At 72.6% G+C, this 18,098-nt stretch carries 19 protein-coding genes and 1 pseudogene; 9 read left to right on the forward strand and 11 right to left on the reverse strand.

Translation table 11 applies throughout. The annotated features are described in order from the left end of the window. Window position 1 precedes the first annotated feature (1 nt). A complete protein-coding gene (locus OG852_RS07045) occupies window positions 2–673 on the reverse strand; it encodes a succinate dehydrogenase (RefSeq protein WP_133915732.1) in 672 nt (223 codons plus the stop codon). A 131-nt stretch (window positions 674–804) separates the two neighbouring features. Between OG852_RS07045 and OG852_RS07050 the strand changes: the two genes are divergently transcribed. Continuing rightward, the gene (locus OG852_RS07050; protein WP_133915666.1) at window positions 805–1,689 is read left to right on the forward strand and encodes a LysR family transcriptional regulator; all 885 of its coding nucleotides are present in this window, start codon (window positions 805–807) and stop codon (window positions 1,687–1,689) included. A 167-nt stretch (window positions 1,690–1,856) separates the two neighbouring features. After that, window positions 1,857–1,973, forward strand: a pseudogene (locus OG852_RS50905) (LysR family transcriptional regulator); the annotation flags it as partial. 8 nt (window positions 1,974–1,981) lie between these two features. Here the strand turns inward: OG852_RS50905 and OG852_RS07055 are convergent. Next, window positions 1,982–2,875: an NAD(P)H-binding protein gene (locus tag OG852_RS07055; RefSeq protein ID WP_133915667.1), complete on the reverse strand. Its 894-nt coding sequence runs from the start codon at window positions 2,873–2,875 to the stop codon at window positions 1,982–1,984. Between the two features lie 124 nt (window positions 2,876–2,999). Between OG852_RS07055 and OG852_RS07060 the strand changes: the two genes are divergently transcribed. Then, entirely contained in the window at window positions 3,000–3,845 is an 846-nt protein-coding gene (locus OG852_RS07060) for a LysR family transcriptional regulator (RefSeq protein ID WP_133915668.1), read from the forward strand. A 19-nt stretch (window positions 3,846–3,864) separates the two neighbouring features. Here OG852_RS07060 and OG852_RS07065 read toward each other — a convergent pair whose 3' ends face one another. The 6 genes from OG852_RS07065 to OG852_RS07090 form a co-directional block, all read right to left on the reverse strand. Beyond that, window positions 3,865–5,754, reverse strand: a complete 1,890-nt coding sequence (locus tag OG852_RS07065; protein ID WP_330347375.1) for a M48 family metalloprotease — start codon at window positions 5,752–5,754, stop codon at window positions 3,865–3,867. Then, a complete protein-coding gene (locus OG852_RS07070) occupies window positions 5,751–6,380 on the reverse strand; it encodes an RNA polymerase sigma factor (RefSeq protein ID WP_133915670.1) in 630 nt (209 codons plus the stop codon). Before OG852_RS07070 ends, OG852_RS07065 begins: the two co-directional genes overlap by 4 nt. Then, a complete protein-coding gene (locus OG852_RS07075) occupies window positions 6,373–6,612 on the reverse strand; it encodes a hypothetical protein (protein WP_133915671.1) in 240 nt (79 codons plus the stop codon). Before OG852_RS07075 ends, OG852_RS07070 begins: the two co-directional genes overlap by 8 nt. A gap of 234 nt (window positions 6,613–6,846) precedes the next feature. After that, window positions 6,847–8,982: a putative bifunctional diguanylate cyclase/phosphodiesterase gene (locus OG852_RS07080; protein ID WP_330347376.1), complete on the reverse strand. Its 2,136-nt coding sequence runs from the start codon at window positions 8,980–8,982 to the stop codon at window positions 6,847–6,849. Then, complete coding sequence (locus OG852_RS07085) at window positions 8,979–9,791, reverse strand: SAM-dependent methyltransferase (protein WP_133915673.1); 813 nt, start codon at window positions 9,789–9,791, stop codon at window positions 8,979–8,981. Before OG852_RS07085 ends, OG852_RS07080 begins: the two co-directional genes overlap by 4 nt. Before the next feature lie 326 nt (window positions 9,792–10,117). Beyond that, window positions 10,118–11,089, reverse strand: coding sequence for an SCO0930 family lipoprotein (locus tag OG852_RS07090; protein ID WP_133915674.1), 972 nt, complete (start codon window positions 11,087–11,089; stop codon window positions 10,118–10,120). Window positions 11,090–11,397: 308 nt separating this feature from the next. Between OG852_RS07090 and OG852_RS07095 the strand changes: the two genes are divergently transcribed. The 3 genes from OG852_RS07095 to OG852_RS07105 all read left to right on the forward strand — a co-directional run bounded on the left by OG852_RS07095 (window position 11,398) and on the right by OG852_RS07105 (window position 13,555). Next, on the forward strand, window positions 11,398–12,027 hold the full coding sequence (locus tag OG852_RS07095; RefSeq protein ID WP_208117280.1) for a hypothetical protein: 630 nt from the start codon (window positions 11,398–11,400) through the stop codon (window positions 12,025–12,027). 21 nt (window positions 12,028–12,048) lie between these two features. Next, the gene (locus OG852_RS07100; protein ID WP_133915676.1) at window positions 12,049–12,813 is read left to right on the forward strand and encodes a bestrophin-like domain; all 765 of its coding nucleotides are present in this window, start codon (window positions 12,049–12,051) and stop codon (window positions 12,811–12,813) included. 211 nt (window positions 12,814–13,024) lie between these two features. Further along, on the forward strand, window positions 13,025–13,555 hold the full coding sequence (locus tag OG852_RS07105) for a hypothetical protein (protein WP_133915677.1): 531 nt from the start codon (window positions 13,025–13,027) through the stop codon (window positions 13,553–13,555). Window positions 13,556–13,645: 90 nt separating this feature from the next. Here OG852_RS07105 and OG852_RS07110 read toward each other — a convergent pair whose 3' ends face one another. Beyond that, window positions 13,646–14,152, reverse strand: a complete 507-nt coding sequence (locus OG852_RS07110) for a hypothetical protein (protein ID WP_133915678.1) — start codon at window positions 14,150–14,152, stop codon at window positions 13,646–13,648. 334 nt (window positions 14,153–14,486) lie between these two features. On the opposite strand from OG852_RS07110, the gene OG852_RS07115 reads away from it, so the two are divergent. After that, window positions 14,487–15,158, forward strand: a complete 672-nt coding sequence (locus OG852_RS07115) for a class F sortase (protein WP_133915679.1) — start codon at window positions 14,487–14,489, stop codon at window positions 15,156–15,158. Between the two features lie 34 nt (window positions 15,159–15,192). Here the strand turns inward: OG852_RS07115 and OG852_RS07120 are convergent, their stop codons facing one another. Continuing rightward, complete coding sequence (locus tag OG852_RS07120) at window positions 15,193–16,026, reverse strand: polysaccharide deacetylase family protein (protein WP_133915680.1); 834 nt, start codon at window positions 16,024–16,026, stop codon at window positions 15,193–15,195. Between the two features lie 127 nt (window positions 16,027–16,153). Between OG852_RS07120 and OG852_RS07125 the strand changes: the two genes are divergently transcribed. Beyond that, window positions 16,154–16,639, forward strand: a complete 486-nt coding sequence (locus OG852_RS07125) for a universal stress protein (RefSeq protein ID WP_330347377.1) — start codon at window positions 16,154–16,156, stop codon at window positions 16,637–16,639. A 15-nt stretch (window positions 16,640–16,654) separates the two neighbouring features. Here OG852_RS07125 and OG852_RS07130 read toward each other — a convergent pair whose 3' ends face one another. Then, window positions 16,655–17,470, reverse strand: a complete 816-nt coding sequence (locus OG852_RS07130) for an alpha/beta fold hydrolase (protein WP_330347378.1) — start codon at window positions 17,468–17,470, stop codon at window positions 16,655–16,657. A 124-nt stretch (window positions 17,471–17,594) separates the two neighbouring features. Between OG852_RS07130 and OG852_RS07135 the strand changes: the two genes are divergently transcribed. Next, entirely contained in the window at window positions 17,595–18,077 is a 483-nt protein-coding gene (locus OG852_RS07135) for a MarR family winged helix-turn-helix transcriptional regulator (protein WP_133915683.1), read from the forward strand. Window positions 18,078–18,098: the final 21 nt, after the last annotated feature.

The following is an 18,098-nucleotide window of genomic DNA, read 5'->3' on the forward strand; positions in this document are numbered from 1 at the left end:
TTCAGCTCACCACTTTGGTCATGACACCCACGGGGACGGCGAGGAAGCCGGCCGTGAGCAGCAGCGCGAGGACGTTCGCCGTCGCCTTCAGGGCGCGGTCGCGGGTGCGGCTGCCGGCGCCGAGGGTCTGGGCGGCGCTCCAGAAGCCGTGCCGGACGTGCAGGCCGAGGGCGAGCATGGCGACGATGTAGACGACGTTGCCGTACCAGGTGGAGAAGGTGTCCACCACGTTCTGGTAGGGGTGGCCCTCCTGGAAGCCGCCGCTGTGCACGGTGCCGGTGGTCAGGTCGAGGAGGTGCCAGACGATGAACAGGCCGAGGATGATCCCGCCCCAGCGCATGGTGCGGGTCGCGTAGCTCGCACGGGCCTTCTTGTGCACGTACGTGCTGGGGCGTGCCCTGAGGTCCCGCCGGCTGAGCTGGTAGGCGGAGGTGGCGTGGGCGACGACGGCGACCACGAGCACGATCCGGACCAGCCAGAGGGTCCACTCGTAGTGCATGAACGGTTCGCCGACGGTGCGCAGCCAGTGCGCGTAGTGGTTGAACTCGGTCGCCCCGAAGAAGATCTTCAGGTTTCCGATCATGTGGACGACCAGGTACAGCAGCATGATCAGGCCGCTGACGGCCATCACCGTCTTCTTGCCGACGGAGGAGTCCCACACGGTACGCGCCATCGACGGCCGTCGGTCCGTCCGCGTTGCCAGAGCCATGCCTCCAGACGCTAGGGCCGTTCGGCCCCATCGGTCCAAGACATGAAACGGCTCGTTTCCATAGGCACCTGCTATCGAGCGCCTATCCTGGAGGGGTGCAGTTCCAGCAGCTCCAGTACTTCGTGGCGGTGGCCGAGACCCGGCACTTCACCCGGGCCGCCGAGCTGGTCCATGTCGCGCAGCCCTCGCTGTCGCAGCAGATCCGGGCCCTGGAGCGGGAGTTGGGGGCCGATCTCTTCCAGCGGGCGCGCGGCAACATCACCCTCACCGACGCGGGCGAGGCGCTGCTGCCGCTGGCCCGGCGGATCCTCGCGGACACCGAGACCGCGCGGTACGAGGTGCAGGAGCTGGTGCAGCTCCGCGGCGGCCGGGTCCGCCTCGGCGCCACCCCCAGCCTGTGCACCGGTCTGCTGCCGGACGTGCTGCGCGCCTTCCACGACCGCTACCCGGGGATCCGGCTGCTGATCGAGGAAGGCGGCTCGCACGATCTCGTACGACACCTCGCCCGCGGCGCCCTCGACCTGGCGCTGGTCGTGCTGCCCCTGCCGACGCCCTCCCCCGCGCTGACGACGGTGGAGCTGCTGCGCGAGGACCTGGTGGTGGTGTCCTCCCCCGAGGCGTCCGCACCCGGCGACGGGCGGCGCTCGGTGCGGATCGCCGATCTGGAGGGCGAGCGCCTTGTGATGTTCCGGCACGGCTACGACCTGCGGGAACTGACCGTGGCCGCGTGCCGGGCGGAGGGCTTCGAGCCGGACTTCGCGGTCGAGGGCGGAGAGATGGACGCGGTGCTCGGGTTCGTCCGGGCCGGGCTCGGGGTGGCCGTCGTCCCCCGGATGGTGGCCGCCCGGTCCGGCCGCGGGCTGCGGGTCACCCCGCTCGCCCGGCCCGGTCTGCACCGGACGATCGCTCTCGCGCACCGCAGCGACGTGGCACCGCCGCGGGCGGCGCGGGAACTGCAGCGGATGCTGCTGGAGCACTGAGTCACGGCTCAGCCCCGCAGGTGGGCCGCGCCGCAGGCCACCCCCGCCCGCCCGGCCGCTCTCGCGCACCGCAGCGACGTGGCACCGCCGCGGGCGGCGCGGGAGCCGCAGCGGATGCTGCTGGAGCACTGAGTCGCGGCTCAAGCCCCGCAGGTGGGCCGCGCCGCAGGCCACCCCCGCTCGCCCGGCCCGGTCTGCACCGGACGATCGCTCTCGCGCACCGCAGCGACGTGGCACCGCCGCGGGCGGCGCGGGAGCCGCAGCGGATGCTGCTGGAGCACTGAGTCACGGCTCAGCCCCGCAGGGCGGCCGGCTGGAACACCTCCTCGCACCACTGCCGGAAGGTCGTGGGCGCGGTGTCGGGGGTGCTGGGCTGCGCGGCGCCGTAGAAGCCCTGCGTGTTCTGGGCGTCGACCATGTCGGCGAAGGCCCGCACCCATGCCTCGGTGGCGCCGAAGCGGATCCACCGCTCCCCGAGCTCCGCCGCGGCGGTGAACTCGACGCGGACCGGCCGGCCGAGCACCTCGGCGAGGACGCCGGCCATGCCCTCGGGGGTCAGGTCGTCGGGGCTGACCAGCGGAACGTCCTCCTGCCCGGTCCAGGAGTCGTCGAGGAGCAGGCGGGCGGCCGTCGCACCGACGTCGCGCGTGGCGCACAGGCGCAGGACCCGGTCGGGAAGGAGCGAGGTGGAGAAGACACCCGCGTCGCGGATCGAGGCCAGCTGGCGGAGCTCGTTCTCCATCAGTGACGGCGGGCACAGGGCCCGGTAGTGAACGCCCGTGGCGGCGATCGCCTCGTCCATGGCCAGCCCCGCGGAGATCAGCCCGGCGTTGCGGGCGACACCGCGGCCCAGGGTGGAGACGGCCACGACCCGCTCCGGGCCCTGCGCCCGGACGACCTCGCACAGCGGCTCGGTGAAGGCCCGGAAGTGTCCTTCGACACTGTCGGCACCGGGGTGCGGCGGGACCAGCCAGAACACCCGGTCGGCGCCCTGGCAGGCCTCCTTCAGCACCGCCGGGTCCGCGTGCGACCCCTGGACGACCTCCACGCGCTCGCGCACCCCGGGGGCGAGGGCGGCGGGGTCGCGGACGATCACCCGGACCGGTGCGGAGCCCTCGGGGGCGTCGAGGAGGCGGGCGACGACCTCACGGCCGATCTGCCCGGTCGGGGTGGTGACCACAATCATGAACTGCTCCTGGAACAAGGCGTGTCGGGACATCCCCGAGCCTGCCGCCGCGGTCCGCCGAACTGAAGGTCCGCTTCGCTCGCGCTTGTTACCCTCAGGGCAATACCGACCGGAGGGCAGACCCGTGGAGTCCCGTCCGCTGCGCTACTTCGTCGCCGTCGCCGAGGAGCTCAACTTCGCCCGGGCCGCCGAGCGGTTGGGCATCTCGCCGCCGCCCCTGTCGCGGGCGATCCGTGCCCTGGAGGGCGAGCTGGGGGCCGTACTCTTCGAACGCACCACGCACAGCGTGACGTTGACACCGGCGGGCGAAGTCCTGCTGCCCGAGGCGCGGTTCGCGCTGGAGGCGCTGGAGGCCGCAGGGCGGCGGGCCCGGCGTGCCGCCGCCGCCGGGCCGAAGCTGGAGCTGGCCGTGAAGGCGGACGGCGACGGCGGACTGCTGGAGCCGATCCTCGCGCGCTACGCGGCCGACCCGGCCGCCGTGCCGGTCTCCGTCCGGCTGTGCGCCTGGCACGAGCAGTCCCGGCTGCTGCGCCGGGGCGAGGCCGATGTCGCGCTGGTCTACGAACCGTACGACCGCGCGGGCCTCGACGCGGAGGACCTGGCCCGCGAACCGCGCGTCGCCGCCCTCGCCGTGGGTCATCCGCTGGCCGCCCGGGCCGGGCTGTGCCTCGCCGACCTGGGGCTGCGCGCCGACGAGGTGCACCGGTACATCGACGAGGTCCGCGGCAGGGGCCAGGATCTCGCCCAGCTGCTCACCCTCGTCGGCCTGGGCGAGGTGGTCCCCCTGCTTCCCGCGTCCGTCGCGGACCGCTACCCCCGCCCCGGTGTCGTCTACCGCCCCGTCCGGGACGCGCCCCCGGCCGTCCTGGCCGTCGCCTGGCCCCAGCAGTCCCGCTCCACCGCGACGGCGGCCCTGGTCCGGGCGGCCGTCGCCGCGGCGGCCTCCTCCGCCGGGCGCGCGGCCGTCTGACCCGGGGGGCGCCCCGCGGTCACCGTGCGAACTCCGGTATCGGATACATCGGGGGCAGGGAGATCCGCAGGGGGTCGGGCTGGAGGGGGTCCTCGGGCATCCACCCCGGCGGAAGCATCGTGGCCGGAGGCGCCGCGGTCGGAATTCCTGGCGTCGAAGGCGTCGACACCCACCCGTTCGGGGACGAGCCGCCCGGCCCGGACGGGGAGGGAGCGGGGCCGCGCATGCTCCAGAAGGCCACGCCGACGAAGTAGCCGACGAGGAGGAGCGTGAGCGTGACACGGCCCAGCCCGGCGATGAGTTCGCGGGTCTCCTCGGACAGATGCTCACGCCGGAGTCTGCGCCTGCGCATCTCCTTGCGGCTGGTGTAGGCGACCCGGTCGTCGTCCTCGGTGTCCTTCGCCGTCCGGCCGGTGAAGGTGTTCTCGTCCACGCCGAGCACGGCCAGGTGCAGCGAGAGGCCCGAGGTCTCGGCGGGCCGCCGCACCGCCTCCGTGGCCAGGCGGCTCAGCAGCACGTTCGCCCCGGTGTCCGGGGCGAGTCCCGTGTGCAGCCATGCCACGACGGCCCGGGCCAGGAGGTCCAGCGGCTCGTCGGACCCGCGCCGCTCCGCGGGCAGCCGTCCGGCCAGGTCCCGGGCGAGGGCCATGCGCCGGCCCGCGTGCAGGATCCCGAGCACCCTGCGGAGGGTGAGGGGGGTGTCCTCCTCGTGGTGCCGGGCGGCGGCCTCCAGCAGCGGATCGACGAGGAAGGCGTCCTGGTGGGCGGACCAGGCGCTGACCCACTCGCTCCACGGGAGCCCGACCGCACGGTCGTAGGGATGGTCGGGGAGCAGCCGGGCGACGTCCCCGGAAGCGAGCCGGGGCAGCAGGGGCGCGTCCGGCGGGAACGACGTCGGCGCCGACAGGACGTCCTGCCGGCCCAGCGCGCGCAGGCGCTCGGTGAGCGCGGGGTGCGAGGAGCCGAACGCGTCCGGTGCGGCCGTGGCGTCGGCCACCAGTTCCCTCAGGAGCGGGAGCTTGTGCTGGATGCCCGCGTTCGAGAGCGCGCGGGCGAACCCCCGGAACGGGTCGGCGGGCAGGGCTCCGTCCGGTGCCCGGTCGAGGAATACCTCCCGGAACTGCTTCCAGAGCACCTCGGCCATGGCCTGTTTCGCCAGGGCCTCGGCGAGCGCGGGGGCGCCGTAGAGCCTCGCCGCCAGCTCGTCCGCCTCCAGCTCCTGCCGTCTGCGGACGGGTTGGACCAACCGGCGGAAGAGCGACACATGCAGGGCGATCAGCATCCTCGGGACGGCCGCGTACTGGCCGACGAACCGGTTGGCCTTTCCGAACCGCTTCAGGGAGTCCCTGGCGACGGTCAGGCTCGTCTCCAGACGGGCCGTGAACGCGCGGGACCGGTGGTGACGCAGCGACAGATGGGCGAGCTCATGGGCCACCACCGCGCGGGCCTGGTCCGGGGTGAGCGTCGCCAGCAGGGGCAGACCGAGGCAGAGCACGAGGTTCCCGGGCGACAGGCCGAGGTGGCGGGTGTCCTCGTCGACGAGGCCCGCGGTCGGCTCGCTCGTCAGCCGAAGGGTGACGGTCTCCTCGACGCCCGACCGCCGGACCACCTCGGCGACGAGGGCGCTCAGCGCGGGCGCCTGCCCGCGGCTCACCTCGGCGTGGGCGGCCGAGGGCGCTTCCACGAAGAAGAGCGACGCCCGGATCGCCCGGACCAGCACATGGACCAGCGGCGCCGACCCCGCGATGAAGAGGAAGCCGGTGCCGGGGAACGTGGCGGTGCCGCTCCGTGTGGTGAGGTACACCGTGCCGGCGACCAGGACCACCCAGAGGAGCAGGAACGACGCGACGGCGGCGTGGAAGCCGAGCAGCAGGGCGGCGGCGAGGGCGAGCCGGAGGCGGCCGGTCATCGTCCGGCCCCCGGTCGCCCGGAACGCCGATCGGCCCGGATCCCCCGCAGGAGCCAGTCGGCGGCCTCGCGGAGACGGAGCAGGACGTGGTCCTCGGACACTCCGGAGCTCAGGCCGTCCCCCGAGGAGACCCGACGGTCTTCCCGACCCAGCAGGAACCGCAGCTTCGCGGTGGCGACGCTGGTGGCGTTGGAGACGCTGTTCGCCGACACCTCGAGGACTTCGGCGATCTCCGCCGGGGTCATCTCCAGCTCGCCGCGCAACACCATGACCTGTCGCTGCCGCCGGGGCAGCTCGTCCAGCAGGGCGAGCAGATCGAGCACCTTCATCCGCTCCTCGACCGGACAGCCGCCGGGCAGGGGGATGCCGTGGTCGGGCAGCGGCCTGAGCCGGTGCCACAGCTTCTTCTTCCGGCACAGCCTGCGGATCGTGACCGTCATCGTCCACGCCTCGGGCGAGCGGAGGTCGTGCCAGTTCGCCAACGCCTCGTCGCAGGCGTACTGCGCGGCCGCTTCGGCCTCGTAGAGGCTGCCGCAGATCAGCAGGCCCTTGGCCACCAGCAGGGGGGAGTGACGCGCGACGAAGGCGAGGTAGGACGCGTAGTCCTGCTCGGACAGGTCAGCCACGGCGGTCCCCCCGCCCCGCGGCCGCGCCCGACCGCACGGTGAGGACGGTGCCGTCGGACCGCCGGTCCACCATCTCCGAGTCGGGACCGCAGCGGCCCAGCAGATCCACCAGCGTCCTGCCGTGCGCCTCCTCGATCCGCCGTGCGCTGTTGCGCCTCACCACCTCTCTGGCCAACTGGGATGCTCCGGCCACGGTGACCAGCAGGACGGGCAACAGTGCCTCCAGCGTCATGGTGTCTCCTCACGCGTCCGGCGCCGCTTCTGCCGCGCTCAGTGGGTAGTGCCGTGGGGAGGGGGGCTCTCTTAGACGGTCCGGCGCACTTTTTTTCGTGATCTTCCCGTCGCGATGTCCCCACGGTGGCGGACAGCGGCGCGGGAGGGGCGGGAAACGGGGAACGCCCCCGCCGTCCGCTCCCGGGTGGTATCGGCGCCGGGAGCGGTGGGCGAGGGCGTGCGGCGGCGGGGGTCAGCCCGTCGCGTCCACCAGGGCCAGTTCGTGCAGGCGCTCCGGCGGGCCGGGGCGGGCGTAGTACCAGCCCTGGGCGGTGTCGCAGCCCAGTATGCGCAGTTGTTCGGCCTGGGCGCCGGTCTCCACGCCCTCGACGGTGACGGCGAGGTCCAGACTGTGGGCGAGCGAGACGATCCCCTCGACGATCTTGAGGTCGACGGGGTCGGCGGGGAACTGCTGCATGCCCTGGGTGAAGGAGCGGTCCAGCTTGAGCACGCTCACCGGCAGGCGGCGCAGATTGGCGAGGTTGGAGTAGCCGGTGCCGAAGTCGTCCAGGGCGATGTCGATGCCCATCTCGGCCAGGCGGCGCAGCGGCTTCAGCAGGTCGTCGTCGGCGCCGATCAGGGCGGACTCGGTGACCTCCAGGCACAGGGCCTGCGGTGCGACGCCCGCGCGTTCCAGGATGTCGACGGTGTCCTGCACCAGCCCGGGATGGGTGAGCTGACACGGCGAGAGGTTGACGTTGATGCGCACCGGGTCCGTGTCCCCGTCGCGTTCCCGCCAGGCGCGGGCCTGCCGCACCGACTGTTCCAGGACCCAGCGGCCCAGGGGCACGATCAGCCCGGTGTGCTCGGCGAGCGGGATGAACCGGTCGGGGCCGAGCACACCGTGCTGCGGATGCAGCCAGCGGACGAGGGCCTCCGCGCCGCGCACGCTGCCGTCGCCGAGGTGGACCAGCGGCTGGTACTCGATGAAGAACTCACCGCGTTCCAGGGCCGTCGGGAGCGCCGTCGTCAGACCGTGGCGGGTGATCGCGCGGGCGTCGGCCTCCGGGTCGGCGAGCTCGAAGCGGTTGCCGCCCGCCGACTTGGCCCGGTACATGGTGATGTCGGCGCTGCGCAGCACCTCCGCCGCGTTGCGCTCCCCCGCCTGCCCCTCCACGATGCCGATGCTGCCGCGGACGGTCAGCTCCCGGCCCTCGATGCGCACCGGTGCGACCAGGGCGTTCTGGATGCGGGCGGCGAGTTCGTCGACCTCGCGACGGGTCTCGGTGCCGGTGGTCAGCGCCACGAACTCGTCGCCGCCGAGGCGGGCCACCATCTCACCGGGTGCGGTCGCGCAGGACTGGAGCCGGTCGGCGACCTCGACGAGCAGCCGGTCGCCGGCCGCGTGGCCGAGGCTGTCGTTGATGGTCTTGAAGCCGTCCAGGTCGAGGTAGCACAGGCCGAAGCGCTGCTGCTCGCCCGCGCCCAGCACCTTCTCCAGGCGTTCGAAGAACAGCGTGCGGTTGGGCAGGCCGGTGAGCGCGTCGTGGGTGGCCTCGTAGCGCAGCCGCAGGTTGAGCAGCCGGCGCTCGGTGGTGTCCTCCATCAGGGCCAACTGGTACTGGGGGTTGCCGTCGGCGTCCCGCAGGAGGGAGACCGTGAGGTTGGTCCACAGGACCGTTCCGTCAGGGCGGTAGAACGCCTTTTCCAGGTGGTAGTGCTCGCGTTCGCCGCGCACGAGTTCGTCGTAGAGCTTCCAGGTCTGCGGCGCGTCCTCGGGATGCGTCCACTCCCTGACGTTACGGCCGTGCATGGTCTGCTCGGAGACGCCGAACATGCGCAGCAGCGCGCCGTTGACCTGGAGGATGTTGCCGTCGAGGTCGGCCATGCCGATCCCTATCGCGGCGCCCTCGAAGACCGTCCGGAAGCGGGCCTCGCTCGCGTGCAGGGCCTGCGCCACCACGCCCTGGGCCTGGAGCGCGGCCTGGGCGATGGCCTCCTGCTCGGCGAGGGTGCGCTCGCGCAGGGCCTGCGCGTACCCGGCGGCCATGGCGTGCTGCAGCCGGGAGGCCCGGGTGCGCAGGTCCTCCTGGGGGCCGTCCTCGCCGCAGTACAGCACCAGATAGGCGTCCACGCAGTCGAGGGCGCGGCTGAGGGCCTCGGGATCGGTGCAGTGCGCCTCGACCAGGGCCGCGCCGACCGCCCGGCCGGTGTCCGCGTCGAAGGTCCTCGCCAGCAGCGCCTCACGCAACCGCCGGGCCGACGGCAGGAGCTGCTCCTCGAACTCCGGCCGGGTCAGCGACGTCGACGTCACCGGGAACACGGCCCGGCTCCAGATCGTCGCGAAGCGGCGCAGTCTGTCCTCCGGCCCGTCCGGCGCGGCGGTCACGCGGTTCGCCCCACGCCGGCGAACCCGCAGAACGCGTACGGATCCTCGTCCTGAGGGTCCGTCTCCGGCCGCCAGTAGGGCATCGGCACCAGTCCCGGTTCCACCATGTCGTACCCCTCGAAGAACCGCGCGACCTCGTCACGCGTGCGCATGATCAACGGGAGGCGGATGTCCTTGTACACGTCCACCATCGCCTCGGTCTGTTCCCGGGTCACCGGCATTCCCTCGTACGAGGCATGGGTGAGGACGAGCACGCTTCCGGGCGCGAGCGCCTCGGTCAGCTCGGCCACCGCCGTGTACGGGTCGTCCCCGTCATCCACGAAGTGGAGTATCGCCACCAGCAGCAGCGCCACCGGCCGGTCCGGGTCGATCAATTCCTGCACCACGGAACTGCCCAGGATCTCGTGCGGCTTGCGCAGATCGGCCGCGACCACTCCCGCGTGCTCGTTGCCCTCCAGGACGGCCTGGCTGTGCGCCACGGCCACCGGGTCGTGGTCGACGTAGACGACGCGAGCCCCGGGGCTCGCGGCCTGGGCGACCTCGTGGACGTTGCCGAAGGTGGGGATGCCCGACCCCACGTCCAGGAACTGGGTGATGCCCTCGCCGGCCGCCCAGCGCACCGCGCGCCGCATGAACGCCCGGTTCGCCTGCATGATCTTCGGCAGCCCGGGCGTGAACTCCATGGCCCGGCGCGCGGCCTCCCGGTCGACCTCGAAGTTGTGCGAACCGCCCAGGAAGTAGTCGTAGATCCGCGAGACGCTCGGCACCGAGATGTCGATGCTCCGAGGGGCCCAGGCGGGACGCTCCATCTATCTCTCCAAGGCGTAGGCGATCCGGTGTTCGAGCTGAGGCTACTGATCGCCCGCCAAAGGGGCGAGTGGAAACGGAAATTGACCGTCCGTTCCCGGTCACTGCCTGCGGCACGTGCCGGATCGACATCCCCGAAGGGCCCACCAAAAGCACCCGAGGCATTCCGGAGCGTTCCAAAGCCGCCTGAAGGGCGGCGAAAGTCTACGCATACGCGGCATGAACGGGGAAACGGCGATCCGCCCCCTCCGTGCGGCGTGGAGGGGGCGGACGTGTGGCCGGACGCGCTCGTTCAGCAGGGGCGGGATCAGCCCTGGGGAGGTGATCCCTACTGCTTGGGCGCGCCGACCAGATCTCCGTTGGGGGCCACGGCGTACCAGGTGCCGCCGACACCCTGGCCGTTGATGTCCCCGGGGGACTTGTCACCGGAGAAGGTGTAGATCGGGAAGCAGTTGATGGTCTGCTGGTTGTCGCCGTCGGACCGGGTGAAGTTCATGTAGCCCTTCTCCTGGATCCCCTTGGTGTCGGCGAAGTCGACCGGGTCGACGATCGGCCACTTGTCGCGGCAGGCGTCGTTGCAGTTGGAGACCGGCTTCGGCCACGCCTTGTCCTTGAGGAACCGGTAGACCGTCATGCCGTTCTTGTCGACGACGATCTTGCCGAGCTTGGCGTCGTTGCGCACGGACAGTCCGGCCGAGGCCGACTCCGCCTTGGCCTTCTTGCCGTCGGGGGCCAGCGCGAACCACTTGTTGCCCACGCCCTGGCCGGTGGTGTCACCGGGGTTGGCGTCCTTGGCGTAGTAGTAGGCGGGCCAGCCGTCGACGGTGAGCTGCTTGGTGCCGTCGGACCGGGTGACCTCGCCGAGCAGCGACTTGTCGATGCCGTCGCCCGCGGAGACGTCGTCGGCGGAGACCGGCGGCCAGGTGGTGGCACAGTCGCCGTCGCAGTTCGACTTCGGCGGCTCGGCGGTGTCCGCGTCGAAGCGGTAGAGGGTCATGCCCTTGGAGTCGGTCAGGATATTGCCGAGCTCGCCGTTCGTGGAGATCGCCAGCTCGCCCGCGGTGGCGCCCTGGGCGCCGGCGCCCGCCGCGTCGGTCGCGCCGGCGCTGGCCGAGGCGCCGACACCGGCCCCGACACCGCCGATACCGCTGCCGACACCCGCGATGCTGCCGGCCTGGGCCGTCGCGCCGACGTTCTGGCTGGACGCGGACGTGCCGCTTTCCTGACCGCACGCCGTCGTCAGCGCCAGCACGCCCACAGCGCTCGCCACGAGTGAGGCGCTCCGCCAGGAGGTCTTCATCGTCAACAACTCCCCGATAGTCCTAAGGGTGTTGCAGCGCCCTGCTGCGCCGCCGCACGGCACTGGGTACGCATGGGGGCGGCCGTTGTGTTCAAACGCGGCACAAAAATCTTTCCGGCGCCTGTGGTCCGGGGGTCCGGGGGCCGCTTCGCGCCAGGCCGCGGCGCCCGCCACGAGTCGTACACGCGTGCCCGGAGTGGACGCCCGAACAGGCGCCCGCCAAACCTCCGGGCGCGGACTTCCCCCGTTCGAGGCAATCCCGCTCACCGGGCGCGTAGGCGGGCGCGCCGGACCGCATGATCTCCGTCGTGCATGGACCCGAACCGACCCGATCCGCCCTCGCCACCCGGGCGTTGTCCGTGCTGGCGGCGGCCTGGATCCTGGCGGCCGCGCCGGCCGGGGTGGCCGCGGCCGACGCGTGCGCCTACGCCTCGACGGGCCCGGACGGCACCTCGGCGGTGGCGGTCGCGGGAGGCCGCTCCTGGCCGACGGCCGAGCCCGGGGATCCGCCGGGGTTCCCGAAGCTCCCGAAGTTCCCCGAGCCTGCGATGCCCACGGTGTGCCCGGCGCCGGCACCCCCGCCCGAGCCGCCTCCTCCGCCACCGCCCGCTCCGCCTCCCCCGCCGAAGCCCACGCCGACACCGACGCCGAAACCGACACCTCGGCCCACGCCTCCCCCGCGGCCCGGGACGGCCCCGGCGCCCCCGCCGGCCGCACCCGTGGCGCCGCCGCCCCGGCCGGCCCCCACCCCCACGCCGAAGCCCTCCCCCACGTCGGCCAGGCCCTCCCCGCGCCCCTCGGTGACGCCCGTGAGCTACCCGGAGTACCACTCCAGGCCACGCCCGCGGCCGGCCGGCAACCGCACTCCGCCGGTCACCTACGTCCTGCTCATCACCGTGCCCGCGCTGGCCGCCGTCGCCGCGCTGCGGCCCCGTTAGCGCCGATCCAGGAGGCATGTCTTGCCGGAATGGCTTGTTCTCACCCTCGCGATGCTCGCCGCCTGTGTGGTGGTGGTCGTCGTGACCCTCGTACGGCACCGCAGGGCGGCCGACGACGAGGACCCGTCCGAGACCCCGGACGTCATCGAGTACATGACGATGTGGATCGGCGTGGTGTACGCGATCGTCCTGGGCCTGGCCATCGCGGGCGTGTGGGACGCGCGGGGCAGCGCCGAGGACCACGTCCAGGCGGAGGCCCAGGCGCTGCACGAGATCTCGGAGCGGGTGCGGGTGTACCCGCCCGACGTCCGCGACCGCATCCGGGCGGACGTCGACGCCTATGTCGGACACGTCGTCACCACGGAGTGGAGGGCGATGGCCGACAAGGGCGAGGTGACCGGGCGCGGGGACGAACTCCTGCACAGGGTCCGGGTCGACGTCACCGACTACAAGCCGGCCGACGACTTCCAGGCGCAGGCCTACCAGCCGGTGCTCGACCAGATGGCCGCCGCGGACCAGGCGCGCAACGCCCGGGCCGCGTCGACCGGGGCGACCATGCCGGGCGTGGTGTGGTTCGGACTGCTGGCCGGCGGGGTCATCACCATCGGCATGGTCTTCGCGCTGCAGATCCGGCGAACGCCCCGCGAGCTGATCCTGGCCGGCCTGTTCTCCGCCCTGATCGCCTTCCTGCTCTTCCTCATCTGGGACTTCGACGCGCCCTACAGCCGGGGCATCGCGGCGTCCGCCGAACCCTTCCTGAATCTGTTCCCGAACGCCGGGGGCTGACGGTCCACCGGGGGACGGATCCGGCCGACACGCCGGGACGTCCCCCGCCCGCGGGAACGGGTGTCCCCCGAGCGGCCCACGGGCGTGCCCCATTCGCGCGACTGCGATCGCGCGGACGCACACCTGTTCCTAGCGTTTCGGTCATCGAGGTGCATTTCTGGCGCGAGCGGAACTGGTCCGCCGCTGCTCCTCGGAGACCGGAGGATCCACCATGCACGCGATACGCGTCGCTTCGGCCGCCCTGCTGGGCATGACCGCCCTGACCCTCGCCACCCCGGCCGCCGTCGCGAGCGACGACGGCCACTACGTCATGTCCGAGGGGTACGAGGTGGCGCCCTCCACCGTCGCGGCGGGCGGCCAGGTCATGGTGCGGGTGGACCGTACGGTCAGCGGCTGCCGGAGCTCGGTGACGGTGACCTCGGGGGTGTTCGACGCGGTCACGATTCCCCGGGGGTCCTCCTCGGCGGTGGCGCTGATCGACCGGGACGCCAGGCCCGGGGCGATGTACCGGGTGACGTTCACGTGCGGCGGCCTGAGCGCCGTCAAGGAGCTGACCATCGCCGCCGGGCACGGGCCCCTTCCGCAGCCCTACCCGCTCCCCCACGGCGTCCAGGCCGGTGAGGGCGGTACCGTCGCCGGGTTCGACCTCGGGGAGATCGGGCTGGGGGCCGCGCTGATCGCGGGCTCGGTCGGGACGGCGTACCACCTCGCGCGCCGCCGCGGGGGCGCGGACACGGCCTGACGGCACCACCCGGGTGGGCGGTGCCGTCTCGGACCCTGTGCGGTGCGCGCCTCGGACGCCGCGTCGTTCGATACGGCGGGTGAGCGCGCGTCAGATACGGCGTTCGGCTCGGCGGCGCATCCAGAACAACCCGCCGCCGGCCACGGCCGCGGCCACGAGTCCGCCGCCGATGGCGATGTCGGTGGGCGTGGCACCGCTGGAGCTGCTGCCGCCGAGACCGCCGCGGACACCGCCGAGCACGGTGAACGCGCGCGGGCTGACCAGGGTGCGGCCGGAGCAGGTGACGGTGAGGTCGTAGCTGCCGGGGCGGGCGTTCTCGCTGATGGTGGCGGTGCCCCTGGCGGTCTGGTTGGCGCCGTTGATCGAGGTCAGGGTGGCCGTGCCGAAGGCGTCCGAGGTCATGGTGCCGCCCTGCGGGCAGCCGTCGACGGTCACCGTGATCTGGCCTCCCCGGGCGATCACGCTGGGCTGGACGACGATGTTGCTGGGGCTGACGTTCATGCCGTCGCGCGCGACCGCCACGGGGGCGGCCAGGCCGAGGGCGGCGACCGCGGCGGCCGAGACCGCCGAGGCCGTCAGGAGACTGGTGGTGCGCATGTGATCCTCCGCGGAAGGCGCCCCGGGTCCCGTCCCCGGTCTGTCGGCGAGAGAACGCCTCCCGGAACGACCCTCAGTTGCCGTGCGGGCGCCCGCATTTCGGGAATGGTCCGTCCTGGTGAGAGGACACGCCGGGGGAAAAGCACGTGATCACCCATCGCCGCAGGTCACGGACCGTCAGAAAAATCCTTCGGGTGGCGACTCGGATGGCGCACCGGCAGCCGCGGCGGTCACCCGTTCGCACGTGAGCCGTCGCCGGTTCCCGGTGCGGGACTTAGCGTTCTGATATGCGCGAAAGGGACGCGGCGACGGCCGTGTCGAAAGGGGATGCCGCATGTCCGGTTACGAACTGTCCGAGCGGGCGGAAGAGGAGGAACGGCAGAAGAAGCGTGCCCCGTGGGGAGTGATAGCGCTTGTTCTGCTGACCGGTCTCGCGCTCATCCGGAATGGTTCGGGGGAGTTCGACATCGGTCCGCCGCAACCCGCCGCGGCGGCGGCCCCGGACAGCCGCAGCGCCACCGGCACGTTCGGTGCGGCCCCGGCCGCGCTGCCGTTCGCCCAGCCGGACCGGGTGGCGATTCCCGCCATCTCGGTGAACGCCCCGGTGATTCCGGTCGGGCTGGACGCGGACGGCTGGGTGGGTGCCCCGCCACCGGAGGACCCCAATCTGGCGGGCTGGTTCACCGGGGGCGTGTCGCCCGGCGAGAAGGGGACGGCGGTCGTGGTCGGCCACGTCGACAACAAGCTGGGCCCGGCCGTGTTCTACGGGCTCGGGGCTCTGAAGAAGGGCAACCGCGTCGAGGTGACGCGCCAGGACGGGAAGACGGCGGTGTTCGAGATCTACGGCATCGAGGTCTTCGCGAAGAACAACTTCCCCGGCGACCGCGTCTACGCCTCCAAGGGGGCGCCGGAGCTGCGGGTCATCACCTGCGGGGGCGGTTTCTCGAAGGCGAACGGCTACGACGGGAACGTCGTCGCCTTCGCCCGCCTGGTCGAGGTCCGCTGAGCGGTCCCGGCCGGGCGGGCGGGGGCAGCCCCGGTCAGGGGCGCCGTCGGGGGACGGTGATCCGGTAGCCGGAGTCCAGCAGCCTCGGCAGATAGCGGCGCAGGGCCTTGACGCTCTGGGTGCGGTCGCCGCCGGCGTCGTGGGAGAGGATCACGACACCGGGGGCGGCGCCCGCACGGACCCGGTCGACGATGGTGCGGGTGCCGGGGGTGGTCCAGTCGAGGGTGTCGACCGTCCAGGCGAGGGGTTCCATGCCGAGTTCGGCGCCCAGCTGGAACGTGGCCCGGTTCCAGGCGCCGTAGGGGGCGCGGAACCAGCGGGGGCGTTCTCCGCAGCCGCTCTCGATCACCTCGCTGGTGCGGGTGATCTCGGAGCGGATACGGCGGCGGGAGAGCTGGGTGAGCAGGGGGTGGGACCAGGTGTGGTTGCCGACGACATGGCCCTCGTCGGCCATCCGGGCCAGCAGGTCCTGGTGGTCGACCGCCATCTCCCCGCACACGAAGAACATCGCCCGTACGTCGTACCGGGCGAGGGTGTCGAGGATCTGCGGCGTGTACCGGGGGTCGGGGCCGTCGTCGAAGGTCAGCACCATGGTGCGGCCGTGTCCCGGCAGACTCATCAGTGGTTCACGGCGGACCGGGACCCGGTCGGGCGCGGCGCTCGGGGGGCCGTATCCGGTGAGGGGCTCGAGGCGGTAGGCGGAAGGTTTCATCGCAGGGCGGGCCGGGGCACCGGCGGCCGGGCCCGTGGCGTCCCCGGCCGTGTCGTCGGATCCTCCGGCGAGGAGTCCGGCGGTTCCGGCGGCCCCCGCGACGGCGGCGCCGGCCAGCAGGATCCGGCGCCGTGTGAACAACTGATCCTTCTTCATGCAGTCATCAGTCGCCCGTCCGGCCCCGCGCGCATCGCACCGGTCACACGATTCCACCCTCCGGCGCAGCGCCGGCCGGTCCCGGGCGGTGCGGTGGCGGACCGGGGGGTTCCGGTAGCCTCGGGACGTGACGGAACAGCACGCGCGGCAGCCCTCGCAGGAACCCTCGGAACGGTTCGAACGGGGCACGGACGGCCCGAAGGTCATCCTGGTGGGGGTCGACGGCTCCGACTCCTCCCTGCGGGCCGCGGCGTACGCGGGCGGTCTGGCCCGTCGGCAGCACGCGCTGCTCGCCGTGGTGTACGTGCAGCCGGTGATGGCGGCGGGGGCGGCCTTCGGGGTGCCGGTCGCGGAGACGACCGGGCAGATCGCCGAGGACCTGGTGGCGCAGATCCGGGAGGCCACCGAGCGCATGCGCGGGATATTCGACGTGCGCTGGGAGTTCCACACCTTGCACGGCGACCCGTACACCGGTCTGGTGCGGGCCGCGGACGAGCTGAAGGCCGACGCGGTGGTGGTGGGCGCCTCCGAGCAGGCCGGACACCGGATCGTGGGCTCGGTCGCGGTGCGCCTGGTGAAGGCGGGGCGGTGGCCGGTGACGGTGGTGCCGTAGCGGCCCGCCCCGAGCTCACAGGGACGTCAGGAAGTCCCGGATCGCCGCGGTGAACTCCTGCGGCCTCTCCATGTTCGGGTAGTGCGCGACGCCGTCGATGAGCACGGCGCGCCCGTGCCGCACGGAGTCGGCGAGCCGCTGGGCCGCCGTGATCACGTCGGCGGTGTCGAGAGCGCCGTTCAGGGTGAGCACCGGGACGTCGATCTTCGGCACCCGTGACCAGGTGTCCGTCACCCGCACCAGCCGGTCCTTCTCGCCGGGCGTGTGCTTGGACAGGGTGTGCAGGGCCATCTCGCGCAGTCGGCGCGGGATGTCCGGGTCGATGGCGTCGAGGGTGCGGTGCGGGCCCGGGACGTAGGCCAGGAAGGCCTTCAGCCAGCCTTCGAGGTCACCGACCGCGAGGGTGCGGGCGATCTCGGCCTGGATCCGCTGGTGCCAGGGGTCGGAGTCCTGGAACTCCCCCGTCGAGGCGCCGCACACGACGGCCGCCCGGACCAGCTCCGGGTGTTCCAGCAGGGTGTCGCTCACGATGACGCCGCCCATCGAGACGCCGACGAGCACGGCGGGGCCCGCGTCGAGGTGGCGCAGCAGCTCGGCGAGGTCGTCGGTCCAGCGGAACGGCCGGCTCGCGTTGGCGGAGGAGCCGTGGCCGCGCACGTCCGGCGCGATCACCCGGTGGGTCTCGGCGAGGGCGGGGATCTGGGCGTCGAAGACACGGTGGTCGACGAATCCGGAGTGGACGAGGACCAGAAGGTTGCCCTCACCTGCCTCGTGGTAGGCGAGGTCGCCGTCGGAGGAGGGGAAGTACTTCGGTTCCGCAACAGCAGTCATGACAACCAAGGTGTCATCTTCCCGGGATTTTGACAACCGGGTTGTCATGACGCGGTGCGTGCATGGTGGGGGCGGGCATGACGTGGGGGGCGTGCATGACGTGGGGGGCGTGCATGATGTGGGGGTGAACGACACCGCCCACGACACCCCCCTTCCCCCCGACGAACTGGGCCGGCGTCTGGCCGAGGTGTTCGATCTCGTCGGCCCGCTCTACCGGCGCGCGCTGCGCAAGGTGGAGCAGGGCGAGGAGGTCGAGGGCGCCTCGGTCGGGGTGCGCTCGGTGCTGGACCTGCTGCGCAGGAAGGGCGACCTGACGGTGCCGCAGATGGGCCGGGTCATGGCGCTGAGCCGGCAGTTCGTCCAGCGCATGGTCAACGACGCGGCGGCGCACGGCTGGGTGGAGAGCGTGCCCAACCCCGCGCACCAGCGGTCCTCGCTGATCCGGATCACCGAGGAGGGCGAGACGCTCATCGCCACCGTCCTCGACCGTGAGCACGCCCTGAACCGCCAGGTCGGCGGTGATCTCACCGACGCCGAGGTACGGGCCTGCGTGCGGGTGCTGACGGAGATGCTGAAGACGTTCGACCACGTCGACGTCGAGGACTGACACGGCGCCCGCACCGGGCAC

Source organism: Streptomyces sp. NBC_00582 (genome assembly GCF_036345155.1).
Lineage (GTDB): Bacteria > Actinomycetota > Actinomycetes > Streptomycetales > Streptomycetaceae > Streptomyces.